The organism is Acinetobacter indicus CIP 110367 (assembly GCF_000488255.1).
GTDB lineage: Bacteria > Pseudomonadota > Gammaproteobacteria > Pseudomonadales > Moraxellaceae > Acinetobacter > Acinetobacter indicus.
Genome location: NZ_KI530754.1, coordinates 236698 through 257603, shown reverse-complemented (window position 1 = coordinate 257603; position 20906 = coordinate 236698). Strand labels below are relative to the sequence as shown.

The window sequence follows — 20906 nt, the reverse complement described above, 5'->3', positions numbered from 1 at the left end:
ACTCACTATGAATATGCCAGTCAAATTTGAATATTTTAAAAATCCTAAAAACCGCGAATTAACCCAATTAGAACTGGATGAATTGGCGCGTGAATTAGACGCCATCAAGCAGGAAGTGCTGGATGATTTAGGCGAAAAAGATGCCAAATACATCCGCCGTGTATACTCAACCATCCGTTATGCTTCTATTGCGGGTCGTGCCTGCCTGTTTGCTGGCTGGTTCCCGCCAGCCTGGATTTTGGGTACTGGTCTGCTCGGCTTTGCCAAAATCATGGAAAATATGGAACTTGGTCATAACGTCATGCACGGTCAATATGACTGGATGAACGATCCAAAATTCAACGGTCAGACCTATGAGTGGGATATTGTCGGTACCTCTGAAAACTGGCGTCAAACCCACAACTACAAGCATCATACCTATACCAATATTAAAGGTATGGATGATGATATCGGCTATGGTCTGGTACGTCTGTTTCCAGAACAACGCTGGAAACCGGGTCATCTGCTACAACCGATTTACAGTATTCCATTCTGTTTACTGTTCCAGTGGGGTGTTGCGATTCAAAACCTGGAACTTGGTAAAGTGTGGATGGGCCGTAAAACCAAGGCTGAGCTGAAAGAAGAGTGGAAACCTTTACAGAGCAAAATCTCTAAACAGCTGTTTAAAGACTATGTGTTCTTCCCGCTGATTGCTGGTCCTGCTGCGTTACCGGTATTCACTGGCAACCTGGTGGCCAACGGGATTCGTAACATCTGGACCTTCAGTATTATTTTCTGTGGTCACTTCACCAAAGATGTTGAGGTGTTTCCGAAATCGGTACTGCAAAATGAAAGTCGTGGTCACTGGTATATGCGTCAGATCCGTGGTTCATCCAACCTGACTGGTTCTGAAGCGTTTCATATCTTGACGGGTCATTTAAGTCACCAGATTGAACATCATCTGTATCCTGATGTACCTGCACGTCGTTATCGCCAGATGGCACCAAAAGTTCAGGCAGTTTGTGAGAAATACGGCTTAAACTATAACAATGCCAGTCTGGTCAAACAGTATGGCAGCGTGATTAAACGTATTGTGAAATATGCATTTCCGTTTAAGAAGTAATTTTTTATTAATGATCAAAAAAAAGTGATGCATTAGCATCACTTTTTTTGATTTGTGTTTATTTATCACAAGAACACAAACTCAAAATGTAATATTTTGCCATTGCTATAAGGTTAATTTATAAGATTTTTCATTTAAATCATCTACTAAATGATTATATGTATCATATGTGAATATTTACATATAGTAATGAGAATAAATATCAATATAAGTTTTTGAAATATAAAAATATTTACTAAATATAAAGATTTTTGGGGAGCGGGTGCTGGTTTTTTAGATTAAATTACAATTATATTTAATATACTTTATTAAGCACTTTTGAGAGTAAAAAATAAACATTGGTATGTTATTTTATGTAATAAATACCAAGGGTGGTTGATCTATAAATATGCATAGCACTCATTTCAAAAGTATATCGGCTCATGTTCAACCGGGATTTACGCTTATTGAATTAATGATAACTGTCGCAATTATTGCGATTCTTGCAGCGATTGTTCTCCCTAATTATAGTAATTATGTTGTAAGAGCACACCGCACAGATGCTCAGGCAGCTATGCTGAATTTGGCTCAGTATATGGAGAGCCAATATAATGCCAGTTTTAGTTATCCTGCTAAAGCGAACATCCCTAGCAGTCTGATGTCACCTTCAAATGTGAGTGATTATTACACCTTTGATTTTGATGATGCTACGACATCAGGGCAAAATTTCACCATTACAGCAACACCCACCTCTAAACAAAAAGATAGTCAATGTGGAACATTAACTTTAAATGAACAGGGGGTAAAAACTCCGAATACAAGTGGTTGCTGGAAATGAAACCCAATAAAGGCTTTACCTTATTTGAGTTGATTGTCACGGTAGCTGTACTGGCTATTTTGGCTATGATTGCAGCACCATCTATGGTGAACTTGATCAAATCAAGTAAAGTAAAAACAACTTCTAGTGCGATTGTTGACTTTATGCAGCAAGCACGCAGTGAGGCGATTCGTACCGGGCGTCCAGTAACGGTTTGTGCCAGTTCGAGTGGTTCAGCTTGTGTTAATACGAATAAAACTCAATGGAGTGTTGGCTTGGTGATGAAAATTACTAATCCGGATGCTTCTGCTATTTATTCAGTTCTAAAATTTGATGATCCAAATCTGATAATTACTGGCCCAAATAATACGGATAGTCAGGTTGTATTCAATAGTATTGGAGCAACGTCGGGAATTCATCGAGTTGAAGTGACCATGACAGGCCAAGATACATATTCTGTTTGTATTCCTATTTCCGGTCGAGCTGAAAGAATCAAAGGAAGTACGTGCCCATGAAAAATTTCAATGCTCAGCAGGGTTTTACTTTATTAGAAGCACTTATTGCTATGTTTTTGACAGCCGGAGCAATATTAGGCCTTGGGATTTTACATATTAAGTCTGTACAGCAAAGTCAATTAGCGATGCAAAGAACAATTGCTAATATTCAGGCAAATGATTTTATTGATAGTATGTGGGCAAATAGGTGTTCTCTTTCATCAAAGATTGAGACTGATTGGACCGAGCGTTGGGATTTTGAACAAGATGGAATGGCAGAAACTGATCAAATCGCCTTGAATCAGCTTTTACAAGATTGGAAAGGAGAGATTACTCCTGATCCAGCAGCCAATCAACGACAATATACAATCGAAATTTCATGGGTTAATGATAAAGCTGCTGCTGGCACTGCAGTCACCCAACAAAGTTTTACTTATAATTTTACACTTCCAGCATGTGCCACCTAATCATTATTCGGATTTGATCAATGAAAAAAATGTCTTCTCTCAAGCATACTCAGGCCGGTGTGACATTAGTTGAATTAATGATTGGTCTGACAGTTGGGTTAGTTGTGACTGGTGGAGCCATGGCAATTTTGTTTGGCAATCAGAAAATGCTGCTGGAAAAAGGAAGATTGGACCGTACCCAGGAAGAATTCCGTTTCGCCACCACGACCATTACCCGTTTGATCCGTCAAGCAAATTCTTTTTCAGTCCCTGCTTCGAATAATGAGTTGGTAATTAATTTTGACAGTAGTCAAAGAGATTGTTTGGGGGTATCTGGTGTGTCAGTGACCAATAAGCTTAAGTTAGAAAATAATCAGTTGCTTTGTATCCGGAATAATGACCCAGATAAATCCTATGTGTTGGCTAAAAATATAGGTAATTTGAATTTTTCTTACGGTATTCAGAAATCGGGTGTTGTGACCTATACGCCTTATTTTAAGAGTGACGCTAGTGTCGATACAGTTGTGGAATATGTATGGAATGATATTACCAGTGTTCAAACAAAAATCAGTATTGTACAGGATGGTTTAGCCAAGCAACCTGCACTTGAATTTATTGCAACATCTCATCAGAAAAGTAGTACAGCTAACTTATCTAGTGGTGGTGAGTCTCAATTAACTGAAGAAGAATTGAAAAAACTGCTAGAGGAAGAAGCAAAAGCAGACAAAAAAGCTGAAGAAGAACTTAAGGCAATAGAAGAGGCAGAGGAAAAGGAAGTAAAAGATAAGAATGTAACAGATAATCCAACGAGTGTATCAAATCTTACAGACGTTTTATCTTTACTTACAATTCAGCTTGGAAGTGAGCATGAAAAATTATTATCTGAATTTTCAACGAATGGAAATCAAAATATTAATTTAGATACCGATATTAAAATTTACTTAAATGAGAATAAAAGAGATTTAAGTAGTTGGAAAATTTCTTGGAGTATAGATGATAAGATAATAACTAGTGTAATACTACCAGAGGTTGCAACTAGTAAAACTACAATTCTATCTTTTAAAGCACCAAGCCCGAAGAATACTAAATTTCATGTAGAAATAGCCCCAACAAGTAGCTGTAACTCTTGCAGCATTAAAAAACTTAACTTTATGTCAAAAGAGTAGAAATAGAGATTATTTTTATGAAAAAACAGCAAGGTTTTGTATTGGTCTTTACAGTGGTTCTGCTTCTCGTTGCAGCGATCTTGGGGTTATATGCTATGCGAAGTACCATTATGCAGGATAAAATGACCGCAAATATTTATAATAAAACCATCACGACAAATACTGCTGAACAGGGAGCAACAGCTTTTTTAAGCTGGTTTGAAAAGCGCTTAAAAGATCATGGCTGGCCTACAGAAGACGAGGATAAGAACGCCTGGATAAATGTTTATCTACCTAACAGTAATACTGGTAAATTGGAAGCTAATTTTGGGGACAATGGATATTATTGGATTGATCCTGATTATGAAAATCCATGTGATGCAAATCCTTGCTGGGATAATGTCAATAAAACGGTTACCGTATACATAACAGGGAATCTCGTTAAAGATAACGGCAACAGTTCAGCAATTTTGGGAGAAAGCATTTATAAAATCGAGTTGGCGACGTTGGACGGCGGTAAGCCTTTTTCATTGCCAGAGTTACCAGCAGCATTAACATATGCAGGAGTTTTAAACGGATTTACCGCTCCTAGTTCAGGTGCTTCAATTAACGGTGGTGATAAAATAGCAGTTGCTACAGGAAATGCTAATGCACGAGATAAAATAACTGCAGATATAAAAAAGAAAAACGAAGATAATTACTCAGGCACAGACTGTTCAACGCCATGTGTATCAGTTGCGGATCTAAAAGATTGGGGCAATGCTGAAAAGGTAAAGAACCTTGCTGATCAATTGGCATCTTTGAAAGATGCAACGGTTTATAGAGAAGATTATGCGGGGAAATTACCATGTTCAGGCATAATCATTGCGTATAAAAACTTAACTATTAGTGGTAACGCTTTCAATAAATGTAATAAAAAATTCCAAGGTATCATTTTAGCCTTAGGTGAGAAATTTGATGTAAATGGTTCTGGAGGAATGAATATTGATGGGGCTATTTTTGCTGGTAATATTCAAAATGTAGGAAATACTGAAACGCCTAAATTTCAATTTGGAACACAATCTTCTATTATTAACGGCGGTGGTAATTTTATTATTCAGTATAATAGTAAATATTTTGGAAATAATTCAAATACCGAATTCACGGATACCGAACCAACGAGTGCTAAAATTCTTTCATGGAAAGATGTAATATAGTAAGTTAAATGGGAATTATCGTAAGCCTCAATATTATTAAAATTTTTTGAGGCTTTAATTTGTGCGTACTAGAGACTGTAAATTAAATTGTGTAATTGCCTGAATTTTCTACAATCAATAATTTTAGGTAATACCTGATCAGTACCTACCATATATGAATAAGTGGCCAAACTCAGCATTTCCTCATCTTCATCACTATTACCATAAGCATAAATTTCAGCATAATCGTCCAGATTATATTTCTCTAAAATCCTGATTTTCTTTTGCTCATTACTACAGTCTGCGGTTTGATAGAATCCGGTCATTTTCCCAGCTTTGATTTCTACTTTGCTACAGATTAAATCAATATTTAAATAGCGACAGACTGGTTTTAAATATAAATCTACAGATGCAGAAACAAGAACGACATCATGGCCAAGTTGTTGATGTTGTTTGAATTGATTGAATAAAGCAGGATCAAGTTTAGCTATCAAGGTTACAGCATACTCCTGAGCCAATTGCAGAATTTCCTCTGCATCACTATTTTTAAACATGCTGGCATAGAGTTTTGGGCGCATGCGATGGGCTGGATAGAGCTTTAAATAATACGCCTGAATCCACGGCAAAATTTGCAGGCCGCGTTTTACAATATGCCGTTTTCTCAAGGCATAAAAAATGAACCCGGTAAAACTATCATGTGGATACAGGGTGCCATCAAAATCGAATAAGGCTAGATTTTTATATTTTTGGCTTTTTGCATGCATGTGGTATATCGCCCGTTGACCCGAGTAGCAAACCAGTTGGTATTATAATCACGGCTGAGTTTTGGCCCGGAAATCACCACCTCTGGCATCATCGCATAAAGTGGTGCTTTGCCAGTTTGTTCCTGATACAGTTTTAATAAGGCGCGATACGAGGCGGTATCTTCAAAGTCTTTGTCTTTTTCTTTCTTTAAATCAGCCCGGATCTGACGTTCAGTGATAATAAAATTATTTTTGGCAAAAACACTGATTAACTCACGTTCGGATTGACTCTTGGCACTGCGAACACCGCCATCTTTGCTATAGAGCAGTAAATCACCATCTAGAGATAATTCGGCTTCGGTTAAATCATTGAGCATGCTCTGAAAAGCGGCATTACGGCTGGAATACATACCCGAGTTATAATCGGCAAAGCGATATAGCGGTTTATCATAGTCGGCCGGATACATCATCAGACGGTGAATACCATAATACAGGCCACCATATTGGCTGTATAAATCGGTACGTAATTCTGCAATATTGCCGCCTTGGCGTTTATGTTCCTTGGCATAACTGATATGCACCTGCATCGAACCTAAAGTGGTAATCGGATTCAGCTTTTCTCCGATATTTTGACCAAACAGCTTGGCGGCGCCGGTCAGGGCCGACACATGATAATGCTTGGCCATATAGTCAAAAATTTCACGATAAAGTTCATCCAGTTCCCGTTCGGTTTTGACCCGGCGCATCTGGCTTAAATAGTTATCTTCCGGGCTTGGATGGTTTTTCAGTACATCCTGAAAATAGCCGGCAATGGTGCCACCAATGGCTTCACCGAGTTTATCTTTAAACTTCTCGTCTAAGCGTTCCTGGACTTCTTTAACTGCTTTTTCACCTAAACCATAAACCTGTGGATCGGCAACAAAGTTGGATTCCTGATCGACCACGGCGACAATGGTACACATATTTTCCTTGGTCTGCGGAATGCCCAATTGTTCACTAATATCGTAAATATCTTTGGCCCATGAATCACGATCTTTCACGCGGGAAGGAATTAGTCGTTTGATCTGATCTGCATCTAGACTTGGCTCATCGCCTTTATTCCACCAGGCGCTGTCGCCACAGGCAGCTAAACTTAAAGATAACGCAATCAGGCTTAAAGGTTTGATTACAGATGACAGGAAGGTGTGTTTCATAAACAGGAAAACTCGGTCCAGACGGGTCAGCCTACAGGGCAGATGAAGTATACAGAAATTCGGCTATACAGGTGTGAATATATATGTATACGGCCTACGTTGCACTGTCAATTTTTATCTGCAAGATGCCAGAGAATTGAGTAGCTCAAAAAAGTGAATAAGTGTGGAATTAGATACTGAATTCTATTTCAAAATAAAGCGCTGATTTTAACTTGATGATCTTCTGTTATTTTAAGAAAATATTTAAATAAATAAGGGAGATGCTGGATAAAATCATCTGAATTATTTTTTAAAATATTATCTGTTATTTTTTAATGATTGCAAAATTTTCTAATCAAAATAAAGGGAATTATTTTAGCGTAGAACCGTGGTTATTTTAGTGTGTATTTTAAATAAACCTTGTGTTTAGCAAATATAGAGCGTATAAAGCTAACTCTCCTTTGCGGGGTGGAGCAGTCTGGTAGCTCGTCGGGCTCATAACCCGAAGGTCGTTGGTTCAAATCCGGCCCCCGCATCCAACTTTTAATGCTTATAGTGATTGAATATTTGTCCATAATTGTGAGAATTGGGACAGTGAAAAGTTTAAAATAATCAAATTTGATTGTGTTTTTATCCGATTTTTGAAAGATGAAATTTTAATAAAATTGAACAGCTTTCTTAAATGATCACCTAAGCTCATATAATGAGTCAGTTATGTTGAATAATGTAGAAAATTGGCAGTTGGCCACTGCAGTCAATGGTCAGGAAATTTTTGTAAAAGTAATGCCGCTGAAAAAGAAGCAGCGCTCGAGCCAGGGTTTTATCTGGGTGGAAGTCGGTAAAATGATTGAGCTTCAGTCCGGACAGCAGGTAGAATTTAACCTGGATGGTAAAAGTTTTTATATTGCTTTAAATCAGTTATATAAATTGAATTAATTTATTTTTATTGCATTCAGAACAGAAGTCTGTATAGTGGTCGTTAACTAGAAGAATTACTATTGTTTCAGCAAATCTTTTCCCTCCGTCGTTTTTTAATATCCTTCGTAGTATCAGATTTTTAGTTTCAAAGTCATTTTCCAGTTAATTATTGGTTTATCTATGACCAATTTAAAAGTTTTTTAATACAGGATTATCTTATGTCAAATACAGTTACTGGTACTGTGAAATGGTTTAATGAAACTAAAGGTTTTGGTTTTATTCAGGCAGATTCAGGTCAGGACGTTTTTGCTCATTACAGCGAAATTACCAACCAGGGCTTCAAAACTTTACATGAAGGCCAGCGCGTTGAATTTACCATCGTAGCGGGTAAAAAAGGCGACCAGGCCAGCGGTATTACTGCAATCTAATTGCCGGTTTCGCTGCAAAAAGCTCATCTTCTGATGGGCTTTTGTTTTTTAGCATCTGCTAAAAACAGATGTGCTGTGGTCGGTACAGATGCATAGAAATTTTAGTCAGAAGGCTTTAAACTAGCCCGGTTTTCAGCGCCGTATCCAGTTTTCTCCCAGGTCAGGATAAGCTGCGCATTTTCTGTTTCCCGAGGTTCCCACATTGAGTTCACATCCTGTCATTCAAGAACTGTTTGATCGTCCTATTGAGCGAAAGCTGTGGGTGGCACCAATGGCAGGCGTCACGGATCGGCCGTTTAGAACGCTGTGCAAATATTTTGGCGCAGGCCATGCAGTCAGTGAAATGATGACCTCGGACAAGACTTTGCGCATGAGCAAAAAAAGTCTGTATCGGGCCAATTTTGATGGCGAAATCGCCCCGATTTCTGCACAAATTGCCGGCTCCGATCCGGCTGACCTAGCCGAAGCCGCGCGCTATCAGGTGGCGAATGGCGCACAGATTGTTGATATCAATATGGGCTGTCCTGCCAAAAAAGTATGTAACAAGCTGGCTGGTTCGGCGTTGTTGCAAGATGAAGATCTGGTCGCCCGGATTTTAGATGCAGTCGTAGAAGCAGTCGATGTGCCGGTGACCTTAAAAACCCGACTCGGTTTTTTAAACGGTCAGGAAAATATTCTGCGTGTGGCCAGGCGTGCAGAGCAGGCCGGTATTGCCGCACTGGCCCTGCATGGCCGTACCCGTGAAGATATGTACCTGAACACGGCGCGTTATGAGTTAATCAAGCAGGTTAAGGCCGAGCTGAATATTCCCCTCATTGCCAATGGCGACATCGACAGTCCGGAAAAAGCTAAAATGGTGCTGGATTATACCGGTGCAGATGCGATTATGATTGGCCGTGCGGCACAAGGCCGTCCCTGGATTTTCCGTGAAATTGCCCATTATCTGACGACCGGTGAACATTTGGCTGCACCGAGTATTGAAGAAGTCAAACAGGTATTGCTTGGGCATTTATCTGAACTTTATAGCTTTTATGGAGAATATTCAGGCTGCCGTATTTCACGTAAACATATTGCCTGGTACACCAAAGGACTGCGTTCTAGCAATGAATTCCGCCAGAATATGTACCGTGTGGAAAGCACGGCCGAGCAGTATCAGGTGGTGGAAAACTATTTTAATCAACTGTTAGAACATGGCAACATCATGAGTGATGTGCAGGTTGAGCAGGTGAATCTGTTAGAAACCAAATGATTAAATATCTATCATAATTATGGCGCTTCAGAGCGCCATTTTTTATCCCCGATTTTATCCGTTTACAATCTCTACAGACCTGAACACAGGGCAACATACGCTCACTGAACACGGACAGGACTTGGACATTGCAGGGCTTGGCTTGCTCTATGCTAGGTAAGTCTTCACTTGGTAAGTCTTCACTTGGCAAGATGATATTCCAGTCTTGTTAATAACAATGATCCAGGGAGTTTCAACATGACCAATACTAATCGTCCTGTGACTGAATTTAGCCATAAGACCTCAACAGAATTACCACAAGAACGAAGCCAGGGTTTAAATGTCGACCCGACCGATGTCAACGCACGTCCTGATTTGGACACCAATCGTGTCCCGGATATGAATGAAGCAGGCGATCATCCTGTGGGTACTAGTGTCGGTGTATTAGGGGGTGCGGCAACCGGTGCGGCCGTCGGTGCTGCAGCTGGACCGGTCGGTGCCGTAGTGGGCGGTATTGCCGGTGGTGTGGTCGGTGGATTGGCCGGTAATGAAATTGCCGATGCGATTGATCCGACTGCAGAAGATGTGTACTGGCGTGATCAGTACCAGAACCGTCCATATTATAATGAAACCCGCAGTGTCTATGCCGATGTCGACTATGATCGTGATTATCGCGGCGCCTATCGTCTGGGCTATGAAAACCGTCCTTTATATGAACAAAATGTCGATTTTGACCGGGCCGAGCCAGAACTGCGTACCAAATGGGAACAGATGAAAGGCGATTCCCGTCTAAACTGGGAAGAAGCTAAATTTGCAGCTAAAGATGCCTGGCAACGTGTGACCCGTTAAAGTATTCAAGACACTATCAGGCCAATAAAAAAACATCTCCGCGGAGATGTTTTTTGTTTATTGTTCGCGCTTAGTGACTGGTCATTTCCAGCACCAGTTGATTAATTAAATCACCGGCTTCCATGTCACGAATCAGACCGACATTGGCACCGGCCCAGAATGCACCAAATCCCTGTTCACCTTGCTGGCTAGCTGCGGCATGTAACTGCTTGCCAATATCATAGGTATAGGGATAGGTCGGTACCGGCGGACGGTTTGGCGTATCCACCAGACGGTGCCACTGATTGACCAGACCACGTGCCGGACGGCCGGAAATTGAATCGGTAATTTGGGTACAGCTCTGGCTAAATAAAGCCTTGCGATACGCCTCATTGGCATTGGAAGATTTACATTGCACAAAGGCGGTCCCGAGCTGTACCGCGACTGCGCCAAGGTTCATGACACGTTGTGCATGTTGACCATTCATAATTCCACCAGCTGCAACCACCGGAATCTGACAGTGCTGGGTCAGTAAAGTCACTAAATCTACCGTGCGGATACCGCCATCAATAGCGGCATTAAACAGGCCACGATGACCGCCAGCCTCTACGCCTTGGGCAATAATAATATCAATACCCGCCGCTTCAATGGCTTGTGCTTCGGCCAGATTGGTGGCAGAGACCATGGTGATAATCCCGGCCTGTTTTAGCGCCTGAATCTGATGCGCGTGCGGAATACCAAAATGAAAACTCACCGCCTGAGGACGGGTTTCCAGCACCAGATTCAGATAATCATCATTGCTTAAAAAACTCGGATACAGATTTTTGAGCTGGGTCGGCAGCGCTACGCCATAATGGACAAAATGCGGACTTAAATAATCCAGCCAGACCTGAGCAGCAGCTTCATCCAGCGGCTCGGGTTGATGACAGAAGAAATTGACCTGAAAAGGGCAGTCGGTCAGGTCCTGGGTTTTTAAAATCTGTTCTCGGGCAGACGCCACTGAACTGGCCCCTAAACCCAGTGAACCCAAGCCGCCCTGGTTGGAAACTTCGGCAGCCAGTTCAGGTGTCGAAACACCGGCCATCGGCGCTAAAAAAATAGGATGTTTAATGCCGAGCTGTTCCAATATAGACATGCGATTTCTCCTTATTCTTCCTACACTTTGCCCAAGCTGAACAAAATTAGCAAATCATAATCATTATTTATTTTTTAAATAATCTGCCGGTTTTTACACAGCAGTTACATTCGTTGCGACAAGCTGGGTCGTGCTAACGCATCGGCTTGCTAGGCGCAACATTTTCGCTTTTTTATAATCAGCTTATCTCCTGATTTCTGCTGAAACGCATGTCTGAACGTATCCGTGAAAAACTGCAAATTTTAGCCGATGCTGCCAAATATGATGTGTCCTGCTCATCGAGTGGCAGTCGGCGCAAAAATAAAGACCAAGGGCTGGGCAATACCGGTAATGGCATCTGTCACAGCTATACCGAAGATGGGCGCTGTGTTTCGCTGCTTAAAATCCTGTTCTCCAATGTTTGCATTTATGACTGTGCCTATTGCGTGTCGCGGCGTTCCAATGATGTGAAACGCGCAGCCTTTACCGTACAGGAAGTGGTCGATCTGACCATAAATTTTTACCGGCGCAATTATATTGAAGGGCTGTTTTTAAGTTCCGGTATTTTTAAATCGGCCGATTACACCATGGAACGAATGCTACAGGTGGTGAAAAAGCTGCGGCTGGAAGAAAACTTTAATGGATATATTCATTTAAAAACCATCCCGGGCGCATCTCAGGAAATTATTACCGAAGCCGGTTTATATGTTGACCGGATGAGTATTAATCTGGAAATGCCGACCGAAGCTGGACTACAGCAGTTTGCCCCGGAAAAAAGTCATGCCGAAGTGCAGAAGGATTTGGGTATTGTCCGCGATCGCCTGATTCAACTGAAAGATGAATCGAAAATCATCAAATCGGTACCGAAGTTTGTTCCGGCCGGACAAACCACGCAGATGGTAGTGGGTGCACATAATGAAACCGACCAAGACATTATTATGATGGCCGATCGGCACTACAAAGAATTCAAGCTAAAACGGGTTTATTTTTCTGGTTATATTCCAATTAATACACAGGAAAAGGCCTTGCCCGCTGTCGGTTCAGCGCCGCCGTTGCTGCGTGAAAACCGGCTCTATCAAAGTGACTGGTTAATGCGTTTTTATGGTTTTGCTGCGCATGAACTGGTGGATGATCAACATCCCAATTTAGACCTGGATGTCGACCCGAAATTGGGCTGGGCACTGCGTCATCCAGAGGCTTTTCCGGTAGATATCAACCGTGCCGACTACCAGTTGATTTTACGGGTGCCGGGTATAGGCGTGCGTTCGGCGCAGAAAATTGTGCAGGCGCGCCGGTTTGGGCACATTCATATAGATCAGCTAAAACGCATGGGCGTGGCCTATAACCGTGCCCAGCATTTTATTCGCTGTGCCGACAGCCCGAAATTTAAAAAAGAGCCGCCAGCGCAGCAGATTCGCCAGCAGATTTTACAGTCGGGGCAATCCAAATATCAGCAGCAGCTCTCGCCACAACTGGGCTTTGCTTTTTAATGGCCACCTACTGCTTTGATGGCACGCTCACCGGCTTGCTTTGCTGTGTGTTTCGGGCATTTCGCTTTCAAGAGTTTGATGTACACATTACCGCCAATCCGCAGTCCCAGCATGGCCTGTTTGATGAGTTTATTGTCGTGTCTTCACAGGATGTGCAGGGACAGCGGGTCTGGCAGGGCTTGAAACAGAAAATCCAGCCCGGCAGCTTGCGTCAGTTTTATCTGTGCTTTTTGTCGGAGCAGGAACAGGCCTTTCAGCATCTGTTTGATTTTTGCATTTATGTTTTTCAACACGGCCATGCGGTGGATGGTAATTATGGCCATCCGGCGGTGTTGGGCATGGCACAGTGGGCCAAGCAGGTGGGCCGGGAAAAACATCGCATGGAAGCTTTTGTACGCTTTAAAAAATGTCAGGATGGTCTGTTCTTAAGTCTGGTGCGGCCAGATTTTAATGTATTACCGCTGATCGAGCGGCATTTTAAGGCGCGTTACCAAGATCAGCGCTGGCTGATTTATGACGAACAGCGTGATTACGGCATTTATTATGATCTGGATGATGTGCATCAGGTTCAGATGAATGCCCGGCAGCTGGATCTCCAGCTGGGCAGTGGCCACAGTCAGGCCTTTAGTATCGAGCTGGATGCTGAAGAATTTTTATATGATCAGCTGTGGAAAGATTATTTTCACAGCGTCAATATTCAGGCACGGCAGAACATGAAGCTGCATATTCAGTATGTACCGAAACGTTACTGGCGCTATATGAATGAAAAGTCGCTCTAACTTTCATCCCGGCCGGTTTCATCAGTATAATGCCCGGGTTGTATCGTGGAAAAGGTAAAGGCATGAAGGGGTATGTAGGGGCTGTTTTGCTCACAATAACAGGTTTGACAGCATGTGGACCACATGAGGCAGAGCAGGTACAGGTCCAGCCTGAACAGTACCAGGTGGCCAGTGCAGAGCAGCTACAGCAGCGCTTTAGTGCCTTAAACCGTCAACTGGAAGCCGATTTTCAGCAGTTTAAGCAGCTGGAAAGTATTGCCTTTGCCCAGCAGTTTCCTTTAGATGCCGATAATCTGATGACCTTGAACCAGCATCTGGTCAGCAGTACCGCCTTAAAGCCGACCAAAGCCGGCTATTGCGATATGATGAATGGCTATTTTGCCGAGATGTATCGTCTCGGACATTATAATCTGGAACTGCTTGATCAGATCCAGCTGCCCCAGGCTCAACAGGAAAATTTAAAGCAGAATTTTGCCAATGCCGACAATTTTTATAATTTTATTTTAAACCGCTATACCAGCTATCGTCAGGTGCAGCAAACCATGAATTATGGCTGTAACCTGAAAGCGGCTTTACAGTAAACACAGCCCTAAGGAAAAAAAACCGCCCGATTTGCTGGGCGGTTTTTTTATAAAGGTGTGACATGGAACAACGAGCCAATCCAGTGTGCGAATAGCATGGCCACCACGCCCCAGACCGTGACCCGCAAGCTGCCTCTGAGCATGGAGGTGCCGGCAAAATAGCTGGACAGGGCACCGAGTAAGGCCAGCGATAAGACACCTACAATCACAATGCTTCGGTCCAGATATTCCACCGGACTAAAGACAATGGTCAGTAAAGGCAACAGCGCCCCTAAAGAAAATGCAATCGCCGAGGATGCCGCCGCCTGTACCGCATTGGCGGTAGTATTTTCATGAATGCCGATTTCATCGCGGGCGTGGGCGGCTAGGGCATCTTTGGCGGTCAGCTGTACCGCCACTTTATGCGCTAGCTCAGGCGTCAGGCCGCGCAAGGTATAAATATGGGTCAGTTCTTTTAGTTCCAGATCGGGGTTTTTACGCAGTTCTCTGGATTCCATGTGCAGATCAGCCTGCTCGATATCTTCCTGGGATTTGACCGAAATATATTCGCCGGCAGCCATGGAACTAGCGCCTGAAATCAGGCCGGCAATACAGGTAATCAGCAGGGTCTGGTTGGAAGCACCACTGGCCGCCATCCCGATCACCAGACTGGTCACTGAGATAATCCCATCATTGGCCCCCAACACCGCAGCACGTAACCAGCCCGTTCTTAAAATATAATGTTTTTCATGATGATGTGAATAACTCATAGCCTGCCTGATTTCTTATTGTATGCGGCTATCTTAACCCAGAGATGCAAAAAGCCCCAACTTTTGGGGCTTTTTTAACAGCGAGTCAGGAATTAACAGCCGGTCAGCTTTTCAGGTTGTGGGCGTTCTTCCGGGAAGAAGAATGGACGCAATTTGACCCCAATGCCATTGCCAATAAAGGCAAATACCAGCCACAGCCAGCCATGTAAACTGCCAGAGGCAATACCACTGAAATAGGCGCCAATATTACAGCCATAAGCCAGGCGTGCGCCATAACCTAACAGCAAACCGCCAACAATCGCTGCCATCAGCGAGCGTTTTGGAATATTAAAGTTCGGTGCGAATTTACCGGCCAGACTGGCTGCCAGCAGGGCGCCGAGCATAATCCCGAAGTTCATCATCGAGGTAATATCAAACCATAACGACTCTGTCAGTGCTTTGGCATTGGCTGGTTGCTGCCAGTAGCTCCAGGAGGCTACATCAACACCCACAAAACTGGCCGATTTGGCGGCCCAGACGGCCAGCGCAGAGGTTACGCCCCAAGGACGTCCAGCCAACGCAAGAGTAGCGAAGTTCAGCAGGGTCAGCATGATACCGCCCCACACCAACGGCCACGGGCCACGTAAGAAGCGTTTCCAGCCCTGATACTGTGCAGCCGGTTCAACCTCCAGACTGCCATGACGTTTCTTTTCATACCATACGGTAACCAAGGCAATCAGGGCAAACAGCACAAAGTTCAGCAATAACGCCGGCATCACACCTAAGCTGGTGACCAGTGAAATAGGTGCCAGATGCGGCAGGTTAAACCACCAGTCTAAATGCGTGGTGGCAATCAGTGAGCCTAAGCAGAAGAATACCAGTGTTACCAGCATGCGTGCGCTACCACCACCCACGGTATACAGCGTACCAGAAGCACAGCCGCCGCCGAGCTGCATGCCAATACCAAAAATAAAGGCACCAATCATCACCGACATTGACACTGGGCTAACAAAACCATTGACCGGATTGCCAAACAGTTCACCTGCACCTAAGGCTGGGAAAAACAGCAGTACTGCCAGACCAAGCATGATCATTTGTGCACGCAGACCGCGACCACGACCTTGCTTGATAAACACCCGCCAGCTTGAGGTAAAACCAAAAGAAGCATGGTACAGAGTCATCCCCAGTGCACCACCAATCAGGAATAATAGTGCCTGGTTAATGCCCACCACCTGATAGGCGCCAATACAGCCAATAAACAATAACACCAGCGCGACCCAGATCGAGCGATTCGACCGGTCGGCTTTTGCAGCAATAATAGACATAGACAATAACAGGGAGAGAAATCAGAATCCTGAGTATTTTAGTGGAAATTTAAACTTTTAACCTAACAGAAACAGTCATTTAAGCTATTTTTAATTTGAAATTTCTAATTTCAAATATTAGTAAAATGAATAATAAAAAAGCTCCCGGAAGGGAGCTTTTAGCGAGGAAGTGAATTTTATTGCTGGGCTTCTTCACGCACGTTCGCAGCACCTTGTTCAACAGCACCGGCTGCGGTTGCAGTTGCATCTTTGGTGGCTTCCTTGGTTTCATCCCAAGCCTGACTGGTTGCCGCAGCAGCATTGTCCGCGGCCTGATCTAACTCTGCAGCAGCTTCATCCGTTGCAGCATCCATTTCAGCTGAAGCTTCTTCAGCAGCACCGGAAATATCATGACCTGCCTGTTCAGCAGCATTTTCCAGATGTTCGCCAGTGGTTGCACCTGTTTCAGGCGCCTGATCACGGTTACAGCCCACTAAAGCAACGGTAGCAGCAAGACCTAAAGCAACAAGTAATTTATTCATTGTCATATTCCTTTTAATTCTATTCTCAAGGCAAATATCCACAACAGCAGTGAATATTCAAAAATATAAACCAGTTCTGATCTGGCAATAGATAACAAATTGTTGATTAAATGTAAGAAAATGAAATACAAAAAAAGCCTATAGGGTAGTGCACGCTATAGGCTTGTGGCGTTCTAGAGTTAATTCAGCAGAATTATTGCCCCGAACGGATGATGTAATCAAAGGCAGATAAGGATGCTTTCGCGCCTTCACCAGTCGCGATGATGATCTGCTTATATGGGACTGTAGTACAGTCACCCGCCGCAAATACACCTTTGACGTTGGTTTCGTTGCGCTCGTTAATCACAATTTCACCACGGTTGCTCAGCTCAACTGCTGTTTCTTTCAAGAAATCGGTATTTGGTAACAAACCGATCTGTACAAAGATCCCCGCCAGTTCAACCGTATGCTCTTCATCCGTTGCACGGTCTTTGTATTTCAGCGCTGTCACTTGTGAACCATCACCCACGACTTCTGTTGAAAGTGCATTTTTAATCACTGTGGTATTTGGCAAGCTGTTTAGCTTGTCTTGCAATACCTGATCCGCACGTAACTTGGTATCAAACTCTACTAAGGTCACATGCTCAACAATACCCGCCAAGTCAATCGCCGCTTCTACACCCGAGTTACCCCCACCAATGACTGCAACACGTTTGCCTTTGAATAAAGGACCATCACAGTGTGGGCAATACGCCACACCACGGGTACGGTATTCTGCTTCACCCGGAACGTTCATCTCTCTCCAGCGTGCACCGGTTGAAAGCACCACAGTTTTCGATTCCAGTTTAGCACCGTTTTCTAAGGTCACTTCAACTAAACCGTTGGCTGTTTCATCTGCACCTTTAATGTCAGATACACGTTGTAGGTTCATGATGTCGACACCGTATTCACGTACGTGTGCTTCCATTTCAGCGGCAAATTTTGGACCTTGGGTTTTCTTGATTGAAGTGAAGTTTTCAATGTCCATGGTGTCCATCACCTGACCGCCAAAACGTTCCGCCACGATACCGGTGTTAATGCCTTTACGTGCTGCATAAATCGCTGCAGTATTCCCGGCAGGACCACCACCAATCACCAAGACATCAAAGGCAGCTTTGGCATTTAACTTTTCAGCTTCTTTGGCTGCAGAGTTGGTGTCTAATTTGGCAATGATTTCTTCCAGTGTCATACGACCCTGACCGATGTGGTTACCGTCCTGGAATACCATAGGTACCGCCATGATCTTACGTTCTTCCACTTCATCCTGGAAGAATGCACCATCAATCATAGTGGCAGTAGTACCCGGGTTATAGATGGCTATCAGGTTCAATGCCTGCACCACGTCTGGACAGTTGTGACAGCTTAACGATACGAATACATCGAAATCCGATTGGATACCCAAGTCTTTAATAGAAGCCAGCACTTCATCAGACACTTTTGGTGCATAGCCCGAAGTTTGTAACAATGCCAGAATCAAAGAAGTGAACTCATGACCCATTGGCAAACCTGCGAAGAATACACGCGGTTGCTCACCGGCTTTGGCGACACCAAAGCTTGGTGCACGTTTGTTGTTACCATCGAAGCGTGCAGTCACCTGATCAGAGAGGGCGGCAATTTCAGTTACCAGTTCTTTGATTTTGTCTGATTTGTCAGAGCTATCTAAAGTGGCCACTAATTCGATTGGACCTTCAAGGCGTTCTAACAAGGCTTTTAATTGGGCTGTGGTATTTTGATCTAACATTGCTAACGTCTCCAGAGGAGTAAAATGTATTTGATAAAGACATGATAGGAGAAAATATTTAATTGGTGAAACGGTTTGTTTTTATCAAAACAATCGGTTTTTTAAATCAAATAATAAAAATCATGTATTTATGCAGAAGTTGCACATAAAAATGTATGGCTTTATCTTCTAAGATGTGGCTTGTCACTGGAATTTTCAAGAATTGACAATAAGAAAATCAAAGATTTGCTATTTGTGACTAAAACTAGGCATTATCCTGAGCAATGGCATTTAAAATTACAAAGGTGAGTATCAAGATGAGTTTAAGCCGAGGCATTTATCAGCATTATAAAGGGCAGTTGTATCAGGTGTTGCATGTGGCCACGCACAGTGAAACCGAGGAAAAGCTGGTGGTCTACCAGTGTTTATATGGTGATTATTCCATTTGGGTTCGACCACTGAGCATGTTTACCGAATCGATCAGTCTGGAAGATGATCGTGAATTACCGCGTTTTAAACTGGTTCAGGAAATGATGTGAGAGGTGAAATTGCTGCACCTCAATTCAAGGTCGCAACGAGACCTTGTTAAAGTGTAAATCGTACTCCAGATATTTTTGCACAAAAGCAGCTTTATCATGACTGCGTAGCAGATTGTTATAGATAAATTCTGGCACAGGATGATAAAGCTCTGCCAACCCATTGTTATAAAATATTTTTAAGTAGCGTGTTGAAGTATTGTATTTGCAGAAGGTTACAGTCAGGACAGTTCCCATTAGCCATTCCTCCTTTATTGTGTTTGGAATCGTTATAGTTTGACCATATGCCAAATGCAGAGCCGGATGTATTACTGATTTGTAAGAATTTTCAACTTTATCCGCGAAAGTCGAGTGTTGTGTGCCAACACTCCCGGTCAAAGCGCAGCGTATGGGGACAATCTGCACCACGGTTGCAGCAACACTAAACATTCACTGCAAAAAAACTACACTCAGAAAAATCAGAATCTTCTAAGCTTAGCGGCATCTCTGTAATAAAAACAATCGACTGAGCCATTCTCATGCAACTTTTTCAGTGCAGTTATTGTCAGCATCCGATTTATTTCGACAATACCCAGTGTACCGTGTGCCAGCATCATTTAGGTTTTGATGCACAATATATGCATATGCTGGCGTTGCAACCGGGTCAGCGGGCAGGGGAATTTGTTGAAGCGGTCACTCAAAAGGCTTACCGTTTTTGCCAGAATCATCAGCATCAGGTCTGTAACTGGATTATTCCGTTTGACAGTCTGGAGCAGTTTTGTCCGGCCTGCCGTTTAAACCGGATTATCCCGGATTTAAACCAGCCGCAATATTACTGCCGCTGGCAAAAAATCGAGTTGGCCAAGCATCGCCTGGTCTATGCCTTGCTGCGCTGGAATTTGCCTTTACTGAGCAAGCTGGAAAGTCCTGAACGTGGGCTGGTGTTCGACTTTAAGGCCAATCCGAATGATGATCGTGCTCCCAAAGTCATGACCGGCCATGCCAGCGGGGTGATTACTTTAAATATTGCCGAAGCCGATGATGTCGAGCGGATGATGGCCAAGCAGAATATGGCCGAAGTGTACCGGACTTTGCTGGGGCATTTCCGGCATGAAATTGGCCATTATTATTGGGATGTTCTGGTGGCGAACAGTGATTATCTGGCACGCTTTCGGCAACTTTTTGGGGATGAGCGCGCCTGTTATCAGCAGGCGGTGAAGGACTATTATCAGCACGGCGCACCAAGCAACTGGATGGATGCCTATATTAGTGCCTATGCCACCATGCATCCGTGGGAAGACTGGGCGGAAAGCTGGGCGCATTATTTACATATTGTTGATGTGCTGGAAACGGCAACTTCTTTTGGCATGAGTATTCATCCGCAAATTGTGCATGAAGAGCAGCATTTTATGTACTTCAAGCAACGTGAAAATCCGTATTTTTTGACCGACTTTAACGAGATTTTTCAGGCCTGGTTGCCAGTGGCTTTTGCCATGAATAGTGTGAATCGGAGTATGGGGCAGGAAGATTTTTATCCCTTTGTGATTAGTCCGAAGGTGATGGAAAAATTACAACTGATTCATCAGGTGATCCATGGTTTGCCGTCAGTTTCGGACAATCCAATTCCTGTAGATGGTTAA

Annotated in this window: 23 protein-coding genes and 1 tRNA gene; 16 read left to right on the top strand and 8 right to left on the bottom strand. The window is 43.3% G+C overall.

Going from position 1 to position 20906, the window contains the following annotated elements; translation table 11 throughout:
- The first annotated feature begins 7 nt into the window (after window positions 1-7).
- The 6 genes from P253_RS05965 to P253_RS05940 all read left to right on the top strand — a co-directional run bounded on the left by P253_RS05965 (window position 8) and on the right by P253_RS05940 (window position 5179).
- Window positions 8-1102 carry a fatty acid desaturase family protein gene (locus tag P253_RS05965; RefSeq protein ID WP_016659142.1) on the top strand — a complete coding sequence of 365 codons (1095 nt, stop codon included), beginning with the start codon at window positions 8-10 and terminating at the stop codon, window positions 1100-1102.
- Window positions 1103-1490: 388 nt separating this feature from the next.
- A complete protein-coding gene (locus tag P253_RS05960; protein ID WP_016659141.1) occupies window positions 1491-1919 on the top strand; it encodes a type IV pilin protein in 429 nt (142 codons plus the stop codon).
- Window positions 1916-2413: a GspH/FimT family pseudopilin gene (locus tag P253_RS05955; RefSeq protein WP_016659140.1), complete on the top strand. Its 498-nt coding sequence runs from the start codon at window positions 1916-1918 to the stop codon at window positions 2411-2413. Before P253_RS05960 ends, P253_RS05955 begins: the two co-directional genes overlap by 4 nt.
- Window positions 2410-2859, top strand: coding sequence for a type IV pilus modification PilV family protein (locus tag P253_RS05950; protein ID WP_016659139.1), 450 nt, complete (start codon window positions 2410-2412; stop codon window positions 2857-2859). Before P253_RS05955 ends, P253_RS05950 begins: the two co-directional genes overlap by 4 nt.
- Before the next feature lie 20 nt (window positions 2860-2879).
- Window positions 2880-4004, top strand: coding sequence for a PilW family protein (locus P253_RS05945; RefSeq protein ID WP_016659138.1), 1125 nt, complete (start codon window positions 2880-2882; stop codon window positions 4002-4004).
- 17 nt (window positions 4005-4021) lie between these two features.
- Complete coding sequence (locus P253_RS05940; RefSeq protein ID WP_016659137.1) at window positions 4022-5179, top strand: pilus assembly PilX family protein; 1158 nt, start codon at window positions 4022-4024, stop codon at window positions 5177-5179.
- 68 nt (window positions 5180-5247) lie between these two features.
- On the opposite strand, the gene P253_RS05935 is transcribed toward P253_RS05940, so the two are convergent.
- Both P253_RS05935 and P253_RS05930 read right to left on the bottom strand, forming a co-directional pair.
- The gene (locus P253_RS05935; protein ID WP_016659136.1) at window positions 5248-5922 is read right to left on the bottom strand and encodes an HAD-IB family hydrolase; all 675 of its coding nucleotides are present in this window, start codon (window positions 5920-5922) and stop codon (window positions 5248-5250) included.
- Entirely contained in the window at window positions 5889-7094 is a 1206-nt protein-coding gene (locus P253_RS05930; RefSeq protein ID WP_016659135.1) for a DUF1615 domain-containing protein, read from the bottom strand. Before P253_RS05930 ends, P253_RS05935 begins: the two co-directional genes overlap by 34 nt.
- A 441-nt stretch (window positions 7095-7535) precedes the next feature.
- Between P253_RS05930 and P253_RS05925 the strand changes: the two genes are divergently transcribed.
- From P253_RS05925 to P253_RS05905, 5 genes are all read left to right on the top strand, one after another.
- Window positions 7536-7612: transfer RNA gene (locus tag P253_RS05925), tRNA-Met, on the top strand.
- Between the two features lie 175 nt (window positions 7613-7787).
- Window positions 7788-8009 carry a hypothetical protein gene (locus tag P253_RS05920; RefSeq protein ID WP_005178882.1) on the top strand — a complete coding sequence of 74 codons (222 nt, stop codon included), beginning with the start codon at window positions 7788-7790 and terminating at the stop codon, window positions 8007-8009.
- A 200-nt stretch (window positions 8010-8209) separates the two neighbouring features.
- A complete protein-coding gene (locus P253_RS05915; RefSeq protein WP_005178879.1) occupies window positions 8210-8419 on the top strand; it encodes a cold-shock protein in 210 nt (69 codons plus the stop codon).
- 229 nt (window positions 8420-8648) lie between these two features.
- Window positions 8649-9668: a tRNA dihydrouridine synthase DusB gene (gene dusB, locus P253_RS05910; protein ID WP_255209520.1), complete on the top strand. Its 1020-nt coding sequence runs from the start codon at window positions 8649-8651 to the stop codon at window positions 9666-9668.
- A gap of 237 nt (window positions 9669-9905) precedes the next feature.
- On the top strand, window positions 9906-10496 hold the full coding sequence (locus tag P253_RS05905; protein WP_005178874.1) for a hypothetical protein: 591 nt from the start codon (window positions 9906-9908) through the stop codon (window positions 10494-10496).
- 70 nt (window positions 10497-10566) lie between these two features.
- Here P253_RS05905 and P253_RS05900 read toward each other — a convergent pair whose 3' ends face one another.
- Window positions 10567-11610 carry an NAD(P)H-dependent flavin oxidoreductase gene (locus P253_RS05900; RefSeq protein WP_016659133.1) on the bottom strand — a complete coding sequence of 348 codons (1044 nt, stop codon included), beginning with the start codon at window positions 11608-11610 and terminating at the stop codon, window positions 10567-10569.
- 209 nt (window positions 11611-11819) lie between these two features.
- On the opposite strand from P253_RS05900, the gene P253_RS05895 reads away from it, so the two are divergent.
- The 3 genes from P253_RS05895 to P253_RS05885 all read left to right on the top strand — a co-directional run bounded on the left by P253_RS05895 (window position 11820) and on the right by P253_RS05885 (window position 14439).
- The gene (locus P253_RS05895) at window positions 11820-13079 is read left to right on the top strand and encodes a putative DNA modification/repair radical SAM protein (protein ID WP_005178869.1); all 1260 of its coding nucleotides are present in this window, start codon (window positions 11820-11822) and stop codon (window positions 13077-13079) included.
- Entirely contained in the window at window positions 13079-13858 is a 780-nt protein-coding gene (locus tag P253_RS05890) for a TIGR03915 family putative DNA repair protein (protein ID WP_005178860.1), read from the top strand. The genes P253_RS05895 and P253_RS05890 overlap by 1 nt, the downstream gene beginning before the upstream one ends.
- 62 nt (window positions 13859-13920) lie before the next feature.
- The gene (locus P253_RS05885) at window positions 13921-14439 is read left to right on the top strand and encodes a hypothetical protein (protein ID WP_016659132.1); all 519 of its coding nucleotides are present in this window, start codon (window positions 13921-13923) and stop codon (window positions 14437-14439) included.
- A gap of 47 nt (window positions 14440-14486) precedes the next feature.
- Here P253_RS05885 and P253_RS05880 read toward each other — a convergent pair whose 3' ends face one another.
- The 4 genes from P253_RS05880 to ahpF all read right to left on the bottom strand — a co-directional run bounded on the left by P253_RS05880 (window position 14487) and on the right by ahpF (window position 18772).
- Window positions 14487-15188 carry a VIT1/CCC1 transporter family protein gene (locus P253_RS05880; RefSeq protein WP_016659131.1) on the bottom strand — a complete coding sequence of 234 codons (702 nt, stop codon included), beginning with the start codon at window positions 15186-15188 and terminating at the stop codon, window positions 14487-14489.
- 92 nt (window positions 15189-15280) lie between these two features.
- Window positions 15281-16492, bottom strand: a complete 1212-nt coding sequence (locus P253_RS05875; RefSeq protein WP_016659130.1) for a YeeE/YedE family protein — start codon at window positions 16490-16492, stop codon at window positions 15281-15283.
- 176 nt (window positions 16493-16668) lie between these two features.
- Window positions 16669-17013, bottom strand: coding sequence for a hypothetical protein (locus P253_RS05870; protein WP_005178845.1), 345 nt, complete (start codon window positions 17011-17013; stop codon window positions 16669-16671).
- A gap of 193 nt (window positions 17014-17206) precedes the next feature.
- Window positions 17207-18772 carry an alkyl hydroperoxide reductase subunit F gene (gene ahpF / locus P253_RS05865; protein WP_016659129.1) on the bottom strand — a complete coding sequence of 522 codons (1566 nt, stop codon included), beginning with the start codon at window positions 18770-18772 and terminating at the stop codon, window positions 17207-17209.
- Between the two features lie 296 nt (window positions 18773-19068).
- Between ahpF and P253_RS05860 the strand changes: the two genes are divergently transcribed.
- Window positions 19069-19290: a DUF1653 domain-containing protein gene (locus P253_RS05860; protein ID WP_005178842.1), complete on the top strand. Its 222-nt coding sequence runs from the start codon at window positions 19069-19071 to the stop codon at window positions 19288-19290.
- A 24-nt stretch (window positions 19291-19314) separates the two neighbouring features.
- Here P253_RS05860 and P253_RS05855 read toward each other — a convergent pair whose 3' ends face one another.
- Window positions 19315-19524 carry a KTSC domain-containing protein gene (locus P253_RS05855; protein ID WP_016659128.1) on the bottom strand — a complete coding sequence of 70 codons (210 nt, stop codon included), beginning with the start codon at window positions 19522-19524 and terminating at the stop codon, window positions 19315-19317.
- 281 nt (window positions 19525-19805) lie between these two features.
- On the opposite strand from P253_RS05855, the gene P253_RS05850 reads away from it, so the two are divergent.
- Window positions 19806-20906, top strand: a complete 1101-nt coding sequence (locus tag P253_RS05850; protein WP_016659127.1) for a zinc-binding metallopeptidase family protein — start codon at window positions 19806-19808, stop codon at window positions 20904-20906.